Consider the following 15,077-nt stretch of genomic DNA (forward strand, 5'->3'; position numbering starts at 1 on the left):
AGAGCGCGTACCGAACGCGCTCTGGCTCTTTAAGAGATTTGTCGAATGACCCTGAAGACCATCGAAGGTACCTTCATCGCCCCCAAAGGCCGCTATGCCCTGGTGGTCGGCCGCTTCAACAGCTTCGTCGTCGAAAGCCTGGTGAGCGGTGCTGTTGATGCCCTGGTTCGCCATGGCGTGAGCGAAAGCGACATCACCATCATCCGTGCTCCTGGCGCATTCGAAATTCCGCTGGTTGCGCAGAAAGTCGCTCAACAAAGCGAGTACGCGGCGATCATCGCCCTGGGCGCGGTCATTCGTGGCGGCACTCCGCACTTCGAATACGTGGCTGGCGAATGCACCAAGGGCCTGGCCCAGGTGTCCATGGAGTTCGGCGTGCCGGTTGCCTTTGGCGTGCTGACCGTCGACTCGATCGAGCAAGCCATTGAGCGTTCCGGCACCAAAGCCGGCAACAAAGGTGCCGAAGCTGCCTTGTCCGCTCTGGAAATGGTCAGCCTGCTGGCGCAGTTGGAGGCCAAGTGATTAGCGACGAAAGCGATCGTTTCAACCCGCGCGATCCGAAACCTGCGGACGCTGGCAAGCCATCCAAGAGCGTCAAGCGTCGCGAAGCCCGTCAGCTCGCGACTCAGGCGCTGTACCAATGGCACATGGCCAAAACTTCGCTGAACGAGATCGAAGCGCAGTTCCGGGTCGATAACGATTTCAGTGATGTCGATGCCGCCTACTTCCACGACATCCTGCATGGCGTGCCGGCGCACAAGACCGAGATCGATTCTGCCCTCGCTCCGTGCCTGGACATCACTATCGATGAGCTCGATCCGGTTGAACTGGCGGTCCTGCGCCTGTCCACCTGGGAGCTGCTCAAGCGCGTCGACGTTCCGTACCGCGTTGTGATCAACGAAGGGATCGAACTGGCCAAGGTCTACGGTTCCACCGACGGTCACAAGTTCGTCAACGGCGTACTCGACAAGCTGGCCCCGCGTCTGCGTGAAGCTGAAGTGAAGGCGTTCAAGCGCTGATTCGCGCTTGCAGTGTCCTGTCTTGCCAATACGTTCCTTTTTGGCGCGAGGCTGTTGTTGCCAGACAAGGCGCCGCGACAAGTCATAGCCCGCTATGGCGAGGAGCGACAACGCAGTATGGCGACAGCAGACGCCGCCCAAAAGGAACAGTATTGGTGAGACAGGACACAACGCCATGGGCGAGTTTGAGCTGATCCGTCATTACTTCGCTGCCGCGCCTTGTGCGCAGGGCGGCGTTGGCGTTGCTTTGGGGATCGGCGATGATTGCGCCTTGCTGACTGTTCCCGCTGGGGAACAGTTGGCTATCTCCACCGACACCCTGGTTGCCGGTGTCCATTTCGCAGACCCCTGCGACCCTTTTCTGCTCGGTCAGCGTTCGCTGGCGGTGGCGGTCAGTGACCTGGCAGCCATGGGCGCAACACCCCTCGCATTTACCCTTGCCCTGACCTTGCCGACGGATGCTGCCGATTGGCTGCAAGCCTTTGCCCGTGGTTTGAACGCCATGGCGCAAAGCTGCGGTGTGCGTCTGGTGGGCGGCGACACAACGCGCGGTCCGCTGTGCCTGACCATGACCGTGTTCGGCCGTGTGCCAACGGGTTTGGCCCTGACCCGCAGTGGTGCGCAACCGGGTGATCTGCTGTGTGTTGGCGGCGAACTGGGTAACGCGGCGGGCGCTTTACCGCTGGTGCTGGGCCAGCGCACTGCGGAACCTGCGATCGCCGAGCCGTTGCTGGCGCACTACTGGTCGCCACAACCGCAGTTGGCGTTGGGTCAGGCATTGCGTGGCAAGGCGACCTCGGCGCTGGATATCTCGGACGGTCTGTTGGCCGATTGCGGGCATATTGCCGCTGCTTCAGCTGTCAGTTTGCTGATCGAAAGCGAAAAGCTGCCGCTGTCCAAGGCGCTGCTGGCGTTTCTCGGCGAGAATGACGCCCGGGCGGCAGCCCTCAGCGGTGGCGACGATTACGTGCTGGCCTTTACCTTGCCGCCCGCCGAGCTGTCGCAGTTGTTGGCGGACGGCTGGCCGGTGCATGTGGTCGGTCGCGTCGTGGTCGGGCAGGGCGTCACGCTTTTGGCTGCAGACGGACAAGACATCACCCCGGACACCCGGGGTTATCAACATTTTCGGGAGACCCCGTGACAGATCATCCCAAGCAGGTCCCGGCAGAGTCTGTGCCGCCTTCGGTCTGGCGTAATCCCTGGCATTTCCTGGCGTTCGGCTTCGGTTCGGGCACCCTGCCCAAAGCGCCCGGCACCTGGGGCTCGTTGGTTGCGCTACCCTTTATCCCGCTGTGGCAGATGTTGCCCGGCTGGGGTTACTGGCTGATGCTCGGCATCACCACGCTGTTTGGCTTTTGGCTGTGCGGCAAGGTGGCGGACGATCTGCGGGTACACGACCACGAAGGCATCGTCTGGGACGAAATGGTCGGGATGTGGATAACCCTGTGGCTGGTGCCGCAAGGTTGGTACTGGTTATTGGCGGGCTTCCTGATATTCCGCTTCTTCGACATTCTCAAGCCATGGCCGATCAGCTGGATCGACCGGCATGTGCACGGGGGCGTCGGGATCATGCTCGACGACGTTCTGGCGGGTGTGTTTGCCTGGTTGGCCATGCGAGGGCTGGTATGGTATTTCGCCTGAGGGACCAAGGATGAGTGGTCGCTGGCTGTTGATACTGCTTTGCGTATTGTCGTGCACTGCGGTACGGGCGAGTGAATTGCCCACGACTCCCGCCCAGATTCGTCTGGCCAGTGAAGAATGGAGCGACTACACCGCCGCCGACGGCCATGGTCTGGCCTGGGATGTGCTGCGGGCAGTCTTCGAGCCGGCTGCCGTTACGCTGCAGATCCGCACGGTGCCTTACACACGCTCGGTCGGACTGGTGCAGCGCGGTGAGGTGGATGCCTGGGTCGGCTCTTACCGAGATGAAGTCGGTGGCGTGCTCTATCCCCGTTGGCACTACGACTATGACCATATTTACGCACTGGGTCTGGCCAGCAGCCCGGCGCCAACCGTGGCCACGCTGGGGAACTCTCGCCTGCTCTGGGTACGGGGTTACCAGTATCAAAAATACTTTCCCAACATCCATAACTTCAATGAGGTTCAGCGTCGTAACGGGGTTTTGCCGATGCTGTTGCACGACCGTGCCGATTACTACATCGATGCGTTGACCGAGGTTGATTTCGTGCTCGGTGGGGCGCAGAACCCAGCGCAGTTCCGGCGAACGCATCTGGCCGAACTACCGGTTTTTCTGGGATTCGCCAACAACCCTCGGGGGCGGGCGCTGCTGGCGCTGTTCGATCAGCGCATGGGGTCGTTGGTGAAAAGTGGTCAGTTGCGACCGATCTTCGAACGCTGGAAACAACCTTACCCGTTCGAAAAAATGTAGCAGCTGGTGTTTGCTTGGCTTTACGGGGTAGAGATCAAACTTCTTGATCTTTATGGCCGATAATTCAGCCTAAGCGTCGGCAGGAACCTGCTGTTACAATGCCGCCTCTGCGAATCTCCAGTCCTCATACAGATCAGGAGCACACGGTGCCCGTCGTTTTCGTCGCTGCTTCCAAGCTGCCAACCCCTTTTGCGCAATTCACCATGCATGGCTTTCTCGATGAGGCCACTGGTCGCGAGCACGTTGTGCTCAGTCTGGGTGAGGTCGCCGATGGCTCACCGGTACTCGGCAGGTTGCACTCCGAATGCCTGACCGGCGATGCCTTGTTCAGCCAGCGTTGCGACTGCGGCTCGCAACTCGAGGCCGCCTTGCAGGCGATCGCCCGTGAAGGCCGCGGTGTGTTGCTGTATTTGCGTCAGGAAGGTCGTGGCATTGGCTTGCTGAACAAGATCCGCGCTTATGAGTTGCAGGACGGCGGCGCCGACACTGTTGAAGCCAACGAGCGTCTGGGCTTTGCTGCAGACCAGCGCGACTATGCCATCTGCCTGCCAATGCTTGAGCATCTGGGTGTGAAATCCTTGCGCCTGATGACCAACAACCCGCGCAAGGTCAAAGCACTGACCGAGATGGGCATCGTGGTCGCCGAGCGCGTCCCGCTGCACACTGGCCACAACCCGCACAACAAACTCTACCTGGCCACCAAAGCCAGCAAGCTCGACCACATGATGGGCAACGAGCACCAGGGCGAGGCTGATCGGGCGTGACCCGCGGTCAAGTACGGCGGCGATTGGCCGTCAACTGGTGGCAGTACCTGGCGCTGGCCTTGCTGCCGCTGTTGGTGATCAATGCGGTGTTCGGTCAGACCGAGGCCGTGTTACCGGTTCTGGCAATGCCGTTCTTTATCGCGGGCATGGCGTCGATGTTCGTCAGTCTGCGTTTCTTCGGTGGCTATAAACACGCCTTGATCGCCACCCAGAAAGCCCTCGATACGCCTGAAGAGCCTGCTGCCTGGATTGCTTTGGCTGCCAAACGCCGTGCAGCGTTCCTGGCCGCCGGGCTACCGGCCTGGGTCGGTGCGCTGGCGGTGTTTGTCGGCCTCGAAGCCGTGCCGTTGATTCTGCTGGCGCTGTCCACGACGGTACTGTTCTACCTCTACCGTATTCCGCGCCAGCTCGGTTGATGCGTAGGTGGCTGGCGGTTCTGCTGCTGGCCATCGGTGGCTCGGCGGCTGCCGTGGAGCGGGTGGTCAGCCTCGCACCGTCTCTCTCTGAAATTGTCGTTGAGCTGGGTTCTGCCGATCTGCTGGTCGGCGTGCTCGATGCCGGTGAGCGTCCGTCTGAGTTGAGCGCCGTGCCCTCGGTCGGGCGTTATGGTCAATTGGACATGGAGCGCCTGCTCAGTCTCAAGCCTGATTTGCTGTTGCTCTGGCCCGGCAGTGTCGGCCCGACGCAGCGTGAGCAACTCAAGCGCTTGAATATCCCCACCTACGTTGCCGATCCCCACAACCTTGAACAGCTCATCACGCAGATAGACGCGATTGCCGGGCAACTCGGTCGGCCAGAGAGTGGCCGAACGCTGGCCGCAGACTTGCGCAGACAACTGGCGAATCTGCGCCAGCGCTATCGACGGGACGAGCCGTTGCAGGTGTTCTATCAGGTCTGGGATCAGCCGCTGTACACCGTTGGTGGCGGGCAGATCATCAGCGATGCGCTGGGAGTCTGCGGTGCACACAATGTGTTTTCCAACCTGAATTTACCGGCGCCGCAGGTCAATCTGGAGTCAGTATTGCAGCGCAATCCCGAGGTTATCCTGGCCGGTAGCCAGGCGCAGCTCGATGCCTGGAAAGCCTGGCCGCAGGTGAGGGCGGTGGCGCATGGGCAATTGCTGCTGGTGACGGATAAAGGGCTGGAACGGCCGAGTGGGCAGATGATTGCGGCTACGGCCAGGTTGTGTGAGTTGATAGCGCCAGATCGCTGAGACCCAAAAAGTGCATTCATCGCGGGCAACAAAACTTTTGGCTAGATCTGCGGTGTCCAGGTCACGCCAAACATCCATGCCCGACCTTCTTCCCGATAACCATAGTTATTCCCGTCAAAGCTGTAGAGCGCACGGCTGTATGCCTTGTCCAGCAGGTTGTCGACCTTGAGCTCCAGCTGGATCTGGCGATTCAGAGCCCAACTGCTGCGCAAACCGAATAAGGCATAACCGCCTAACGGATCCTGGTTGTCCTCGTCGTCGTAGCTGCTGCTCACTGCTTGCCAGCTTGCTCCAAGGCTAAACCGATCGAATTGCCGATCCAGGTCCAGGCTCAAGGTGCGTCGGGCGCGGCGGCTCAGGGTGTGGCCGCTGTCGCGGTCTCGCGGGTCGATGATCGCCAGCCCGAGGTTGCTCTGCCAGCCGAACAGCTCTTGTTTGAGCGCGGCTTCGAAGCCATTGATCCGTGCCGAAGCGACGTTTTCCGGGCGAGAGTTTTTGCCGAAGATGATCGCGTCTTCAAGATCGATTCGGTAGAGCGAGGCTTCCAGGCGGTGGGTTTCGCTCAACTGGCTGCGCCATTGCAGCTCGTAGCTTTTCGAGGTCTCGGGTTTGAGGTTCGGGTTGCTGAAATCGGGGTAGTACAGGTCGTTGAACGTCGGCGCGCGGAAGCCTTCGCTGTAGGTCAGCAGCAGATCGTTGTCCGGGTTCAGCGGTAGGGTGAAGGTGCCGCTCCAGCTGTTCTGGCCGCCAAACTGCTGGTTCTGGTCGCGGCGCAGGCCCAGTTCAGTGGAGAAGCTTTCAGCCTGGAAACGGTGCTGAATAAAGGCTGCACGGTTCCAGCGGCTGTCTTCGTCGAATGCGGTGCTGCTGTTGATCCGGTCTTCGTACCAGTCTGCGCCGAGGATCAGGCTGTTGCTGTCGTCGAGCGTCAGGTCATTCTGCCAGTTGAACGAATCGCGATAGGTGTTGAACACGCTGCGCTCGTCACTGAGTTTGTCAAAGGTCTTCTCGCGGTTTTCGCTGTGGCCCAGTTCCAGCCGAGATTCCCACAGATCATTGATGCGCGCCTCAACATAACTGCTGACGCTGTTCACTGTGAAATCGCTGTAAGGCTGTTGGCTGACAGTCTGGAGTGTATTCGTGTCGAAGCGGCCAAACGGGCTGTCGAACTCGCTTTTGCCACGGTTATCCAGCAGGTTCAGGCCCACTTCGAAGTCATCGCTTAAGGAATGGCCAAGGCTCAAACTCAGGGAGTTGTTGCGATACTCGTCGTGGTCGCCGTCGCTGGGGAAGGACTCGTGGGTGCGATTGATCCCGGCGGTTTCATCGAGGCTGGCACCGAGGTTGAAGCGGGTTTGTTCATCGCCGCCGGACAACCCCAGGCCGCGCTCCCAGGTCCGGTTGCTGCCAAATCCCAGGTGCAGACGCGGCTGCAGGCCCTGTTCGGCACCGCGCCGGGTGAAAATCTGAATCACCCCGCCAATGGCGTCGCTGCCGTAGATCACCGAGCGTGAACCGCGCAGGACTTCCACGCGCTCGATCTGATCGATGTTCAGGTGTTGCAGATTGCTGTCACCGGAGGTCGAGCTGCCGATGCGCTGGCCGTCCACCAGCACCAGACTCTGCGCCGACTTGGTGCCGCGGATGTATATCCCCGGCAGGCTGCCACGTCCGCCTGCTTGCGCGACCTGCACGCCCGGCACACGGCTGAGCAGGTCAGTGACGCTGCTCGGTTGCAAACGGTCGATGTCTTCGCGGGTAAATACGGTATTGGCGGCGCTGCTGTCGTTGCGGGCTTCGACCTGGCGATTGGCGCTGATCAGCACGTCCGGCAGTTTAAGGGCTTGTTCACGTTCGAAGGTCTCAGCCAAAAGCTGTCCGGCAGGCCAAAGGGTCAACGTCAAGGCGAGGCGGGGGAGGTTCATGGGCAATCCATTGGCGTTTTGAAACGGATACAAATTCGAGGGGGGACGAAAAACCAATGTGGGAGCGAGCTTGCTCGCGATAGCGTTGTGTCAGTCGACGTTTATGTCGACTGTCAGTCCGCTATCGCGAGCAAGCTCGCTCCCACAGGGTTCTGCATGATTCCAGAGGTTTAGAGGCCCAGCAGCTGCAAGCGCTGACGTACGGATTCTTCGATACCCGCTTCGTCCAGGCCACACTCGGCGAGCATTTGCGCAGGTTTTGCATGCTCGACGTAAGCGTCCGGCAAGCCCAGATGCAGCATGGACTTGAGGATATTCTCTTGGGCGAGAAATTCGCTGACCGCACCACCGGCGCCGCCCATGATCGCGTTTTCTTCGATGGTCACCAGCAGCTTGTGAGTGTTGGCAATTTCCCGAACCAAGGCTTCGTCCAATGGCTTGACGAAACGCATGTCGACTACCGTCGCATCGAGTTTGTCCGCGACTTTCAGTGCTGCGGCCAGTTGCACACCGAACACCAGCAGAGCGACGTTGCTGCCCTGACGGCGAATCACGCCTTTGCCGATCTCAATCGGTTCGAGATTTTTCTCGATGGGCGCATTCGGGCCGGTGCCGCGCGGGTAACGCACAGCGGCCGGGCCGTTGTAGAGGTGTCCGGTGCTGAGCATTTTGCGCAGTTCGTTCTCGTCGCTCGGGGTCATCACCAGCATGCCGGGAATGCAGCGCAGGAACGACAGGTCGAAACTGCCAGCGTGGGTCGGACCGTCTTCGCCCACCAGGCCCGCGCGGTCGATGGCGAACAGTACGTCGAGGTTTTGTACCGCAACATCATGCACCAACTGGTCGTAACCGCGTTGCAGGAAGGTCGAATAGATCGCCACCACTGGTTTTGCGCCTTCGCAGGCCATACCGGCAGCGAAGGTCACGGCGTGCTGCTCGGCAATCGCCACGTCGAAATAGCGCAGCGGGAAACGCTCGCTGAAGGCCACCAGGTCGGAGCCTTCCTTCATCGCCGGCGTGATCCCGACCAGGCGCGGATCGGCGGCGGCCATGTCACACAGCCACTCACCGAACACGCTGGAATACTTCGGCCCGCCGGCTTTCTTCGGCGCAGCGGCCGGGGCATCCAGGGGGTCGAGTTTGGTGATGGCGTGATAGCCGATCGGGTCGACTTCCGCCGGGGCGAAGCCTTTGCCTTTCTTGGTGACTACGTGCAGGAACTGCGGGCCCTTGAGGTCACGCATGTTGCGCAGGGTAGCGATCAGCGTCGGCAGGTCGTGTCCGTCGATCGGGCCGATGTAGTTCCAGCCCAGCTCTTCGAAGAGTGTGCCGGGAACCAACATGCCTTTTGCGTATTCTTCGGTACGACGGGCAATCTCCCAGGCGCCGGGCAGACGCGAGAGCACTTTCTTGCTGCCTTCACGCATGCTTGCGTAAGTACGGCTGGAAAGGATCTTCGCCAGATAATTCGACAGCCCGCCGACGTTGCGCGAGATCGACATGTCGTTGTCGTTGAGGATCACCAGCATGTTGGCGTCAACTTCCGGCGCGTGGTTCAGCGCCTCGAAAGCCATGCCCGCGGTCAATGCACCGTCGCCGATGACTGCGATAGCCTTGCGTTCGCTGTTTTGCAAACGGGCGGCAATCGCCATGCCCAGCGCTGCACTGATCGAGGTGCTGGAGTGACCGACGCCAAAGGTGTCGTACTCGCTCTCGGAACGGCGCGGGAAGGCCGCGATGCCGTCCTTCTGGCGCAGGGTGCTCATGCGCTCGCGACGGCCGGTGAGGATCTTGTGCGGATAAGCCTGATGGCCCACGTCCCACACCAGCCGGTCGTCCGGGGTGTCGAAGACATAGTGCAGCGCAACGGTCAGCTCGATGACGCCAAGGCCGGCACCGAAATGTCCGCCCGTCTGGCCGACCGTATAGAGCAGCTCCTGGCGCAACTCATCGGCCAGGGTTTCGAGCTCGGCTTCACCTAACCGGCGCAGGCCGGCCGGCGTATCGGCACGGTCGAGCAGGGGCGTGGTTGGGCGTTTGCGGGGAATCTCATGAAACGTCGTGGGCATCAGGCGAATCGTTATAGGTATAGAAAGAGGCGGCAGTTTACCTTATGCATCGCAAGCTGCCCACGCAGAGCTTGGAAGTTGGCCGATATGCAGTCAAACAACGCGGCTGATTCAGCTGCGCCGCTCGACTATATAGCGCGCCAGGTCCCGCAACGGCTCGGCCGCCGCGTCAAACGGTCGCAGGGCGTGCAAGGCTTGATCGCGAAGTTCCAGGGCATAGGCTTTGGCCGCTTCAAGGCCGAGCAGGGCCGGATAAGTCGGTTTGTCCCGGGCGATATCGGCGCCCTGGCGTTTGCCAAGTGTCGCGGTATCGCTTTCGACGTCGAGGATGTCGTCCTGCACCTGAAACGCCAAACCGATGGCCTGTGCGTACGTCTGCAAGGATTTCAGTTCGGCTTTTTCGGCACGGCCACTGGCCAATGCGCCCAGCTTGACGCTGGCTTCGATCAGCGCACCGGTCTTGTGCCGATGCATGTATTCCAGCGCCGCTTGATCGAGCTTGAGTCCGACCGAACCGAGGTCGATGGCCTGGCCGCCGACCATGCCCGCCGGGCCTGCCGCCAATGCCAGGGTGCTGACCATGCTCAAACGGGTTTCGGCATCCGAGGCGCTCAGGCGTGGGTCGAGCAAGGCACTGAACGCCAGGCTTTGCAGGCCGTCACCGGCAAGAATCGCACAGGCTTCATCGAACGCTTTGTGAGTAGTAGGCTGGCCGCGACGCAGATCGTCATCATCCATTGCCGGCAAATCGTCATGCACCAGCGAGTACGCGTGTATCAATTCCACCGCACAGGCCGCGCCGTTGGCTTGCTCGGGCGCACCGCCAAGGGCTTCGCAGGCTGCGTAAGCAAGCAGCGGGCGTACACGTTTGCCGCCGTTCATCACGCTGTAGCGCATGGCTGCGTAAAGACGCGACAGCTCGGGGCCTGGAGCGACGAACAGGATTTCCAGCGCAGCATTGACGCGGGCCTGGCTGCTGGCCTGATACGCGGCAATCATTCTGGCTGTTCCGCGTCGAAGGGTTCCTCGGTCAGCTCCCCGTCGCGTTCGAGCAACACCTGAACCTTCTGCTCAGCCTGGGCCAGAGCAGCCTGGCAATCGCGGGTCAGGCCGATGCCTTGTTCGAAGGCTGTCAACGAGTCTTCCAGCGACAGCTCGCCGTTCTCCAGACGCTCGACCAGTGTTTGCAGGTCAGCGAGGGATTGTTCGAAATCTAAGGCAGCTTTTTTGCGGGCCATGGCGGCTATCCCGGTTGACGTTAAACCGGCGCGACACTAGCAGACATAGGGGGTTGGGGCAAATCTGAGGGGTGACCCCGCCGGGTCAGGTTTCAGTGTCTCCCGAGTAATTGACCTGATATCGGGTGCTGCGACCACCGCCGGGCAGACGAACCAGGCAGCCTTTGTCCAAAAGATCGGTCAGATGACGGGTGGCAGTGGCTTTGGAGACCTTTGCTACCGCTTGGTACTGGGCCGCGCTGATGCCTTCCTCAAAACCGTTCTCACCACCATCGAGCAGGCGATTGAGTACTTTGACTCGTTCTGAAGACAGGATCTGCTGTCGATGCAGCTGCCAGAAACGAGCCTTGCCAAGCACCCGACCGATACGAGCCATCGCCTGTTGAAGGCTTTTCAATAGTGAGCCGAATAGAGGGCTTATTCGGCTCATTTTGTGAGCCGTTTGTGTTGGGGGTTTAGCTCAGGGTCCAGTGTTTTGCTGCAACGCTACTCATTGAATTCCGAGGGGCGCGAACCAAAGTGCCTCGTCGGCCAACTTGGGCAGCAGGCTGCGTCATCGATGGCATTGGAGAAATTGCCAGGCAACGGCTGTACAGATGAGTTATTCACAAATAAATCCCCTTTTCCCCTGCTTGGCGATGCGGCGTTCCAGATCCCCTTGGGCTGGCTCTCGGACAAATCTGGCGTGCGGCGTACTTTCGCTGATCATCGGGGGTGTGCCTGCCGTGGCTGATGAACTATCCACTTCTGCTCTGGCCTGGTGGTTCTCGGGGCGATCGCCGGTGGGGTCTATACCCTGGCGATCATCCTGATTGGACAGGGTTTCAAGGGCGCAGACCTGGTGACGGCCAATGCCAGCGCAGGTTTTTTGTGGGGCGTGGGCAGCTTGCTCGGGCCTTTGATCAGCGGCGCGGCGATGTCTACCAGTACTCATGGTCTGCAGTTGGCGTTTTCTGCTGCGGAGGCGCTGTTCAGGAGGACGGTTCAGGTCAAAGTGCTTGACTGACAGAATGCCGCTTTTGGAATTGGGGGGGGCATACATGGGTGGCGAAAAACTTAAGACATTAAAAAGCCGGCTTGTGGCCGGCTTCTCGGGGACTGGCTTGGCTTATTTTTGGTAAGCCGCGCCAGCCTTCAAAACGTACATCCAGATCTGGCGTCTGGCTGTGGGACTTGGCGAGAAAATTATCTGCCGCGTCGGGCAATCTGGCCGTTGGAAACGGTCGATGCGCAAATGTGGGGCGCAGCATACTGATTTTTTTGAAGAATTCCCAGCCCAGAGGGCGTTCCAGGGTGATCGGGTTCTCAATAACCTGCGCAGGAGCTATTTGAAAGGTACCGGTGGGCGGCGTTTGTGGAGTGTCGACCACCAGAATACCCAGCCCAGTATCTGAATGTTTTGCGCCTCAATCTGCTCGGCGCTGAATACTTCGTCCGGGTATTCGGCGCTGTTGTGGCTGCGCAGGCGCAAGGCCCCGGCGGGGAGGCGGTGGACGTATCTCAGCCGGAGCATGCCGTCGTGTTCGAGGGCGTAGATCTCGCCATCCACTATGTGGGTCAGGCCTCGGTCGATGGCGAGGATGGAGCCGTCCTGGATCTTTTCCGCCATGCTGTTGCCGATCATCGGTGCGCAGATGGCTTGGGCGGGATCAACGTCCAGGATTTCCAGGTGACGTCGCGGCAAGCGCACGCTCTGCCCGGGTATTTCAATGACCTGTGTTTCGCTGGAACCTGGAGCGGTGGACGCTTCTTTATAAAACGGGATTTCTACGTCTGCCAACTGCGCATTCACACTATAGGTGCAGTGAGTTTCCGCTGATTCAAAAGTGTTGCTTGAGGTATCGGCAAGTTGCAGGCGATTGGGGTATTTCGGACCTTCGCCGGTTCGCAGCCATTTGCTGTTGACGGATAACAACGCCGCAATCTCATCCATTCGGTAAGACGGTACTCCGCGGTTGTACCAGTTGTTCACGTGCTGCGGCTCTACGTTGCAGAACGCAGCAAATTCCGAGGATTTGATGTTCACCTCTTTAAGGAGCGCTTTAAAGCGAGAGCCGCATGTCGTTTTCATGGGTACGGAGTTTACGGATGAGCGCCACGTGTTCAAATAAACAAGTAGTTCAATTTGTGAGGGTAAAAATTGCTGAATGCAGGATGTTTTTAGCGTTGTTTAAACCTTATTAAACAGGTCTGTCTATTTGTTAAGCCGTTCGCTTGATTTGTGTTTGTCCAGACATGAAAAACCCCGGATAACCGGGGTTTTTTGAAACCGTCAGTGGCGATCAGCCAATGCCGTCTCAGCCTTTATAGGCAGCAACCGACTTCATGATCGCGGCGCGGGCGGCGTCTGCGCCGTCCCAGCCTTCGATCTTCACCCATTTGCCTTTTTCGAGATCCTTGTAGTTCGCGAAGAAGTGCTCGATCTGCTGAATCAGCAGCGGTGGCAGGTCGGTGTATTCCTTCACGTCCACGTACAGCTGGGACAGCTTGTCGTGTGGAACGGCGATGACTTTGGCATCGCCGCCGCCGTCGTCGGTCATGTTCAGGATGCCGACTGGACGCGCACGGATCACCGAGCCTGGAGCAACCGGGTAAGGGGTTACCACCAGCACGTCGAGGGGATCACCGTCGTCCGCCAGGGTGTTCGGGATGTAACCGTAGTTGGCCGGGTAGAACATTGGGGTGGCCATGAAACGGTCAACGAACAGGCAATCGCTGTCTTTGTCGATTTCGTATTTGATCGGCGCGTGGTTGGCCGGAATCTCGATCGCGACGTAGATGTCGTTCGGCAGGTCTTTGCCAGCCGGAATCTTGCTGTAGCTCATTGGGCGGTGCCCCCGTAAGTGGCCAAATGACTTGGCCGGATTGACCAAAAAGTGGCGGCGATTATAGGCATATTCCGCAATCAACGCCACGTACCAGAGGTCGCGTAGACCTTAGTCGTATGTCTGGTAAGCCGGATGTGTGGCTTGCAGTTGCTTGAGCCTGGCCAACGGGTCCTGACGGTAAAACAGCTGCAGTTGCTGATAGACCTGTGGGTAAGCCTGGTGCAGCAAATCCGGGGCGCTGAAGAAGTATTCGCTGGTGACGGCGAAAAATTCGGCCGGATTTTCCGCTGCATATGGGTCGATGACGGAGTCGGCGTGCGGGTGGCGATCCAGTTGGCGATTGAGGTCGTCGTAGGCGTGTTGCATCACCTTCGCCCAGTCACTGACGCGCATGTCGCTGTGCAGCGGCGGCAGGCCGTTGGCGTCGCCGTTGAGCATGTCGAGTTTGTGCGCCAGTTCGTGGATCACCAGATTGTAGCCTTCCCAGCCACCACTGGCCATCACGCCCGGCCAGGCCAGAATGATCGGCCCCTGTTGCCAGGCTTCACCGCTGTGCTCGCCGTCCCACTCATGGACGACGCCACTGGCATCGCGATGACGCTGCGGGCTGAGGAAGTCGTCGGGGTAAAGCACGATTTCGTGAAAACCCTGATACCAATTCAGATCGCCCAGATGCAGCAGCGGTAATTGCGCCTGTGCGGCGAGCAGCAGGCGTTGCTCTTGGTGAAGTTCAACACCCGACAACGTGGTCAGGTGCTTGTCTTGCAGGAACAACACGCTGGACTCGCGCAGCCATTGGTCTTCGGCGTCGCTCAAACCATCGAGAAAGCTCAGGTGCTGACGCACCCGCTGCCACATTTCAGGGGCAACGGGATGTTTGGCCAATGTGCGCCGCCGGCGCCAGGCGCTGAGCGACCACATGGACGTTCAGCGTGATTCGGCTTTTGAGGTCGAACGGTTGAGGCGGTTGCGTACGACACTGATGATCATCGGCAGCAGTGACAGCAAGATAATTGCGACGACCAGCAGCGAAAGGTTCTTCTTGATGAATGGCACGTTGCCGAAGAAATAGCCCAGGGTGACCAGCCCGCCGACCCACAGAATGGTGCCGGCAACGCTGAAAGAGACGAACCGCGAGTAAGGCATTTTGGCGACGCCGGCGACGAACGGAGCGAAGGTCCGAATGATCGGAAGAAAGCGCGCCAGAGTCACGGTCTTGCCGCCGTGCTTATCGTAGAAGTCGTGGGTTTGCTGCAGATAGTCGCGGCGGAAGATTTTCGAGTTCGGGTTGCTGAACAAGCGTTCGCCGGCTGTTCGACCAATCACGTAATTGGTGCTGTCACCGAGGATCGCCGCCAGCATCAGCAGTCCGCCCAGCAGCACCGGGTCCATACCGCCACCAGCGGCTACGGCGCCGGCGATGAACAGCAGCGAATCGCCCGGCAGAAACGGTGTGACCACCAGACCGGTTTCGCAGAAGATCACCATAAACAGGATGGCGTATATCCATGACCCGTAGTTGGTTACCAGCAAATCGAGATAGACATCGAGATGCAGAATCAGGTCGAGCGGGTTGAAATCCATGGATGGCACCTGTGGTGATGGCCCGACTCAGCAGGCCTGTGCGAGGCT

Annotated in this window: 17 protein-coding genes and 2 pseudogenes; 9 read left to right on the forward strand and 10 right to left on the reverse strand. The window is 59.6% G+C overall.

What is annotated here, in order from left to right; all coding sequences use genetic code 11:
• Window positions 1–45 precede the first annotated feature (45 nt).
• The 8 genes from ribH (at window position 46) to AC07UI_RS25020 (ending at window position 5,385) form a co-directional block, all read left to right on the forward strand.
• Window positions 46–522 carry a 6,7-dimethyl-8-ribityllumazine synthase gene (gene ribH / locus AC07UI_RS24985; RefSeq protein ID WP_028944446.1) on the forward strand — a complete coding sequence of 159 codons (477 nt, stop codon included), beginning with the start codon at window positions 46–48 and terminating at the stop codon, window positions 520–522.
• On the forward strand, window positions 519–1,019 hold the full coding sequence (nusB, locus tag AC07UI_RS24990) for a transcription antitermination factor NusB (protein WP_489073749.1): 501 nt from the start codon (window positions 519–521) through the stop codon (window positions 1,017–1,019). Before ribH ends, nusB begins: the two co-directional genes overlap by 4 nt.
• Before the next feature lie 175 nt (window positions 1,020–1,194).
• Window positions 1,195–2,160, forward strand: coding sequence for a thiamine-phosphate kinase (gene thiL, locus AC07UI_RS24995; protein WP_494994994.1), 966 nt, complete (start codon window positions 1,195–1,197; stop codon window positions 2,158–2,160).
• On the forward strand, window positions 2,157–2,660 hold the full coding sequence (locus tag AC07UI_RS25000; RefSeq protein ID WP_494994995.1) for a phosphatidylglycerophosphatase A family protein: 504 nt from the start codon (window positions 2,157–2,159) through the stop codon (window positions 2,658–2,660). Before thiL ends, AC07UI_RS25000 begins: the two co-directional genes overlap by 4 nt.
• A 10-nt stretch (window positions 2,661–2,670) precedes the next feature.
• Window positions 2,671–3,408, forward strand: coding sequence for a substrate-binding periplasmic protein (locus AC07UI_RS25005; RefSeq protein ID WP_494994996.1), 738 nt, complete (start codon window positions 2,671–2,673; stop codon window positions 3,406–3,408).
• Window positions 3,409–3,554: 146 nt separating this feature from the next.
• Window positions 3,555–4,172: a GTP cyclohydrolase II gene (gene ribA, locus AC07UI_RS25010; RefSeq protein WP_494994997.1), complete on the forward strand. Its 618-nt coding sequence runs from the start codon at window positions 3,555–3,557 to the stop codon at window positions 4,170–4,172.
• A complete protein-coding gene (locus tag AC07UI_RS25015) occupies window positions 4,169–4,588 on the forward strand; it encodes an MFS transporter (protein ID WP_494994998.1) in 420 nt (139 codons plus the stop codon). Before ribA ends, AC07UI_RS25015 begins: the two co-directional genes overlap by 4 nt.
• On the forward strand, window positions 4,588–5,385 hold the full coding sequence (locus AC07UI_RS25020) for a cobalamin-binding protein (RefSeq protein ID WP_494994999.1): 798 nt from the start codon (window positions 4,588–4,590) through the stop codon (window positions 5,383–5,385). The genes AC07UI_RS25015 and AC07UI_RS25020 overlap by 1 nt, the downstream gene beginning before the upstream one ends.
• 41 nt (window positions 5,386–5,426) lie before the next feature.
• Here the strand turns inward: AC07UI_RS25020 and AC07UI_RS25025 are convergent, their stop codons facing one another.
• The 5 genes and pseudogenes from AC07UI_RS25025 to AC07UI_RS25045 form a co-directional block, all read right to left on the reverse strand.
• Window positions 5,427–7,310: a TonB-dependent receptor domain-containing protein gene (locus AC07UI_RS25025; RefSeq protein ID WP_494995000.1), complete on the reverse strand. Its 1,884-nt coding sequence runs from the start codon at window positions 7,308–7,310 to the stop codon at window positions 5,427–5,429.
• Window positions 7,311–7,480: 170 nt separating this feature from the next.
• On the reverse strand, window positions 7,481–9,379 hold the full coding sequence (dxs, locus tag AC07UI_RS25030; protein WP_494995001.1) for a 1-deoxy-D-xylulose-5-phosphate synthase: 1,899 nt from the start codon (window positions 9,377–9,379) through the stop codon (window positions 7,481–7,483).
• Window positions 9,380–9,490: 111 nt separating this feature from the next.
• Window positions 9,491–10,378 carry a (2E,6E)-farnesyl diphosphate synthase gene (ispA, locus tag AC07UI_RS25035; RefSeq protein WP_494995002.1) on the reverse strand — a complete coding sequence of 296 codons (888 nt, stop codon included), beginning with the start codon at window positions 10,376–10,378 and terminating at the stop codon, window positions 9,491–9,493.
• Entirely contained in the window at window positions 10,375–10,617 is a 243-nt protein-coding gene (locus AC07UI_RS25040; protein WP_419116615.1) for an exodeoxyribonuclease VII small subunit, read from the reverse strand. Before AC07UI_RS25040 ends, ispA begins: the two co-directional genes overlap by 4 nt.
• 85 nt (window positions 10,618–10,702) lie before the next feature.
• Window positions 10,703–11,020 (reverse strand): annotated as a pseudogene (locus AC07UI_RS25045) (DUF4172 domain-containing protein); the annotation flags it as partial.
• A gap of 225 nt (window positions 11,021–11,245) precedes the next feature.
• Here AC07UI_RS25045 and AC07UI_RS25050 point away from each other — a divergent pair.
• A pseudogene (locus AC07UI_RS25050) lies at window positions 11,246–11,623 on the forward strand (MFS transporter); the annotation flags it as partial.
• Between the two features lie 58 nt (window positions 11,624–11,681).
• Here the strand turns inward: AC07UI_RS25050 and AC07UI_RS25055 are convergent.
• The 5 genes from AC07UI_RS25055 to AC07UI_RS25075 all read right to left on the reverse strand — a co-directional run bounded on the left by AC07UI_RS25055 (window position 11,682) and on the right by AC07UI_RS25075 (window position 15,029).
• Window positions 11,682–11,987 carry a hypothetical protein gene (locus AC07UI_RS25055; protein ID WP_494995003.1) on the reverse strand — a complete coding sequence of 102 codons (306 nt, stop codon included), beginning with the start codon at window positions 11,985–11,987 and terminating at the stop codon, window positions 11,682–11,684.
• Window positions 11,942–12,688, reverse strand: coding sequence for a S24 family peptidase (locus AC07UI_RS25060; protein ID WP_494995082.1), 747 nt, complete (start codon window positions 12,686–12,688; stop codon window positions 11,942–11,944). Before AC07UI_RS25060 ends, AC07UI_RS25055 begins: the two co-directional genes overlap by 46 nt.
• Window positions 12,689–12,914: 226 nt before the next feature.
• On the reverse strand, window positions 12,915–13,442 hold the full coding sequence (gene ppa / locus AC07UI_RS25065; RefSeq protein WP_123423475.1) for an inorganic diphosphatase: 528 nt from the start codon (window positions 13,440–13,442) through the stop codon (window positions 12,915–12,917).
• A 111-nt stretch (window positions 13,443–13,553) separates the two neighbouring features.
• Window positions 13,554–14,366: a M90 family metallopeptidase gene (locus AC07UI_RS25070; RefSeq protein WP_494995004.1), complete on the reverse strand. Its 813-nt coding sequence runs from the start codon at window positions 14,364–14,366 to the stop codon at window positions 13,554–13,556.
• Window positions 14,367–14,372: 6 nt separating this feature from the next.
• A complete protein-coding gene (locus AC07UI_RS25075) occupies window positions 14,373–15,029 on the reverse strand; it encodes a DedA family protein (protein ID WP_494995005.1) in 657 nt (218 codons plus the stop codon).
• Window positions 15,030–15,077 lie beyond the last annotated feature (48 nt).

The sequence above is a fragment of the Pseudomonas sp. GW821-FHT04C07 genome, assembly GCF_059420325.1.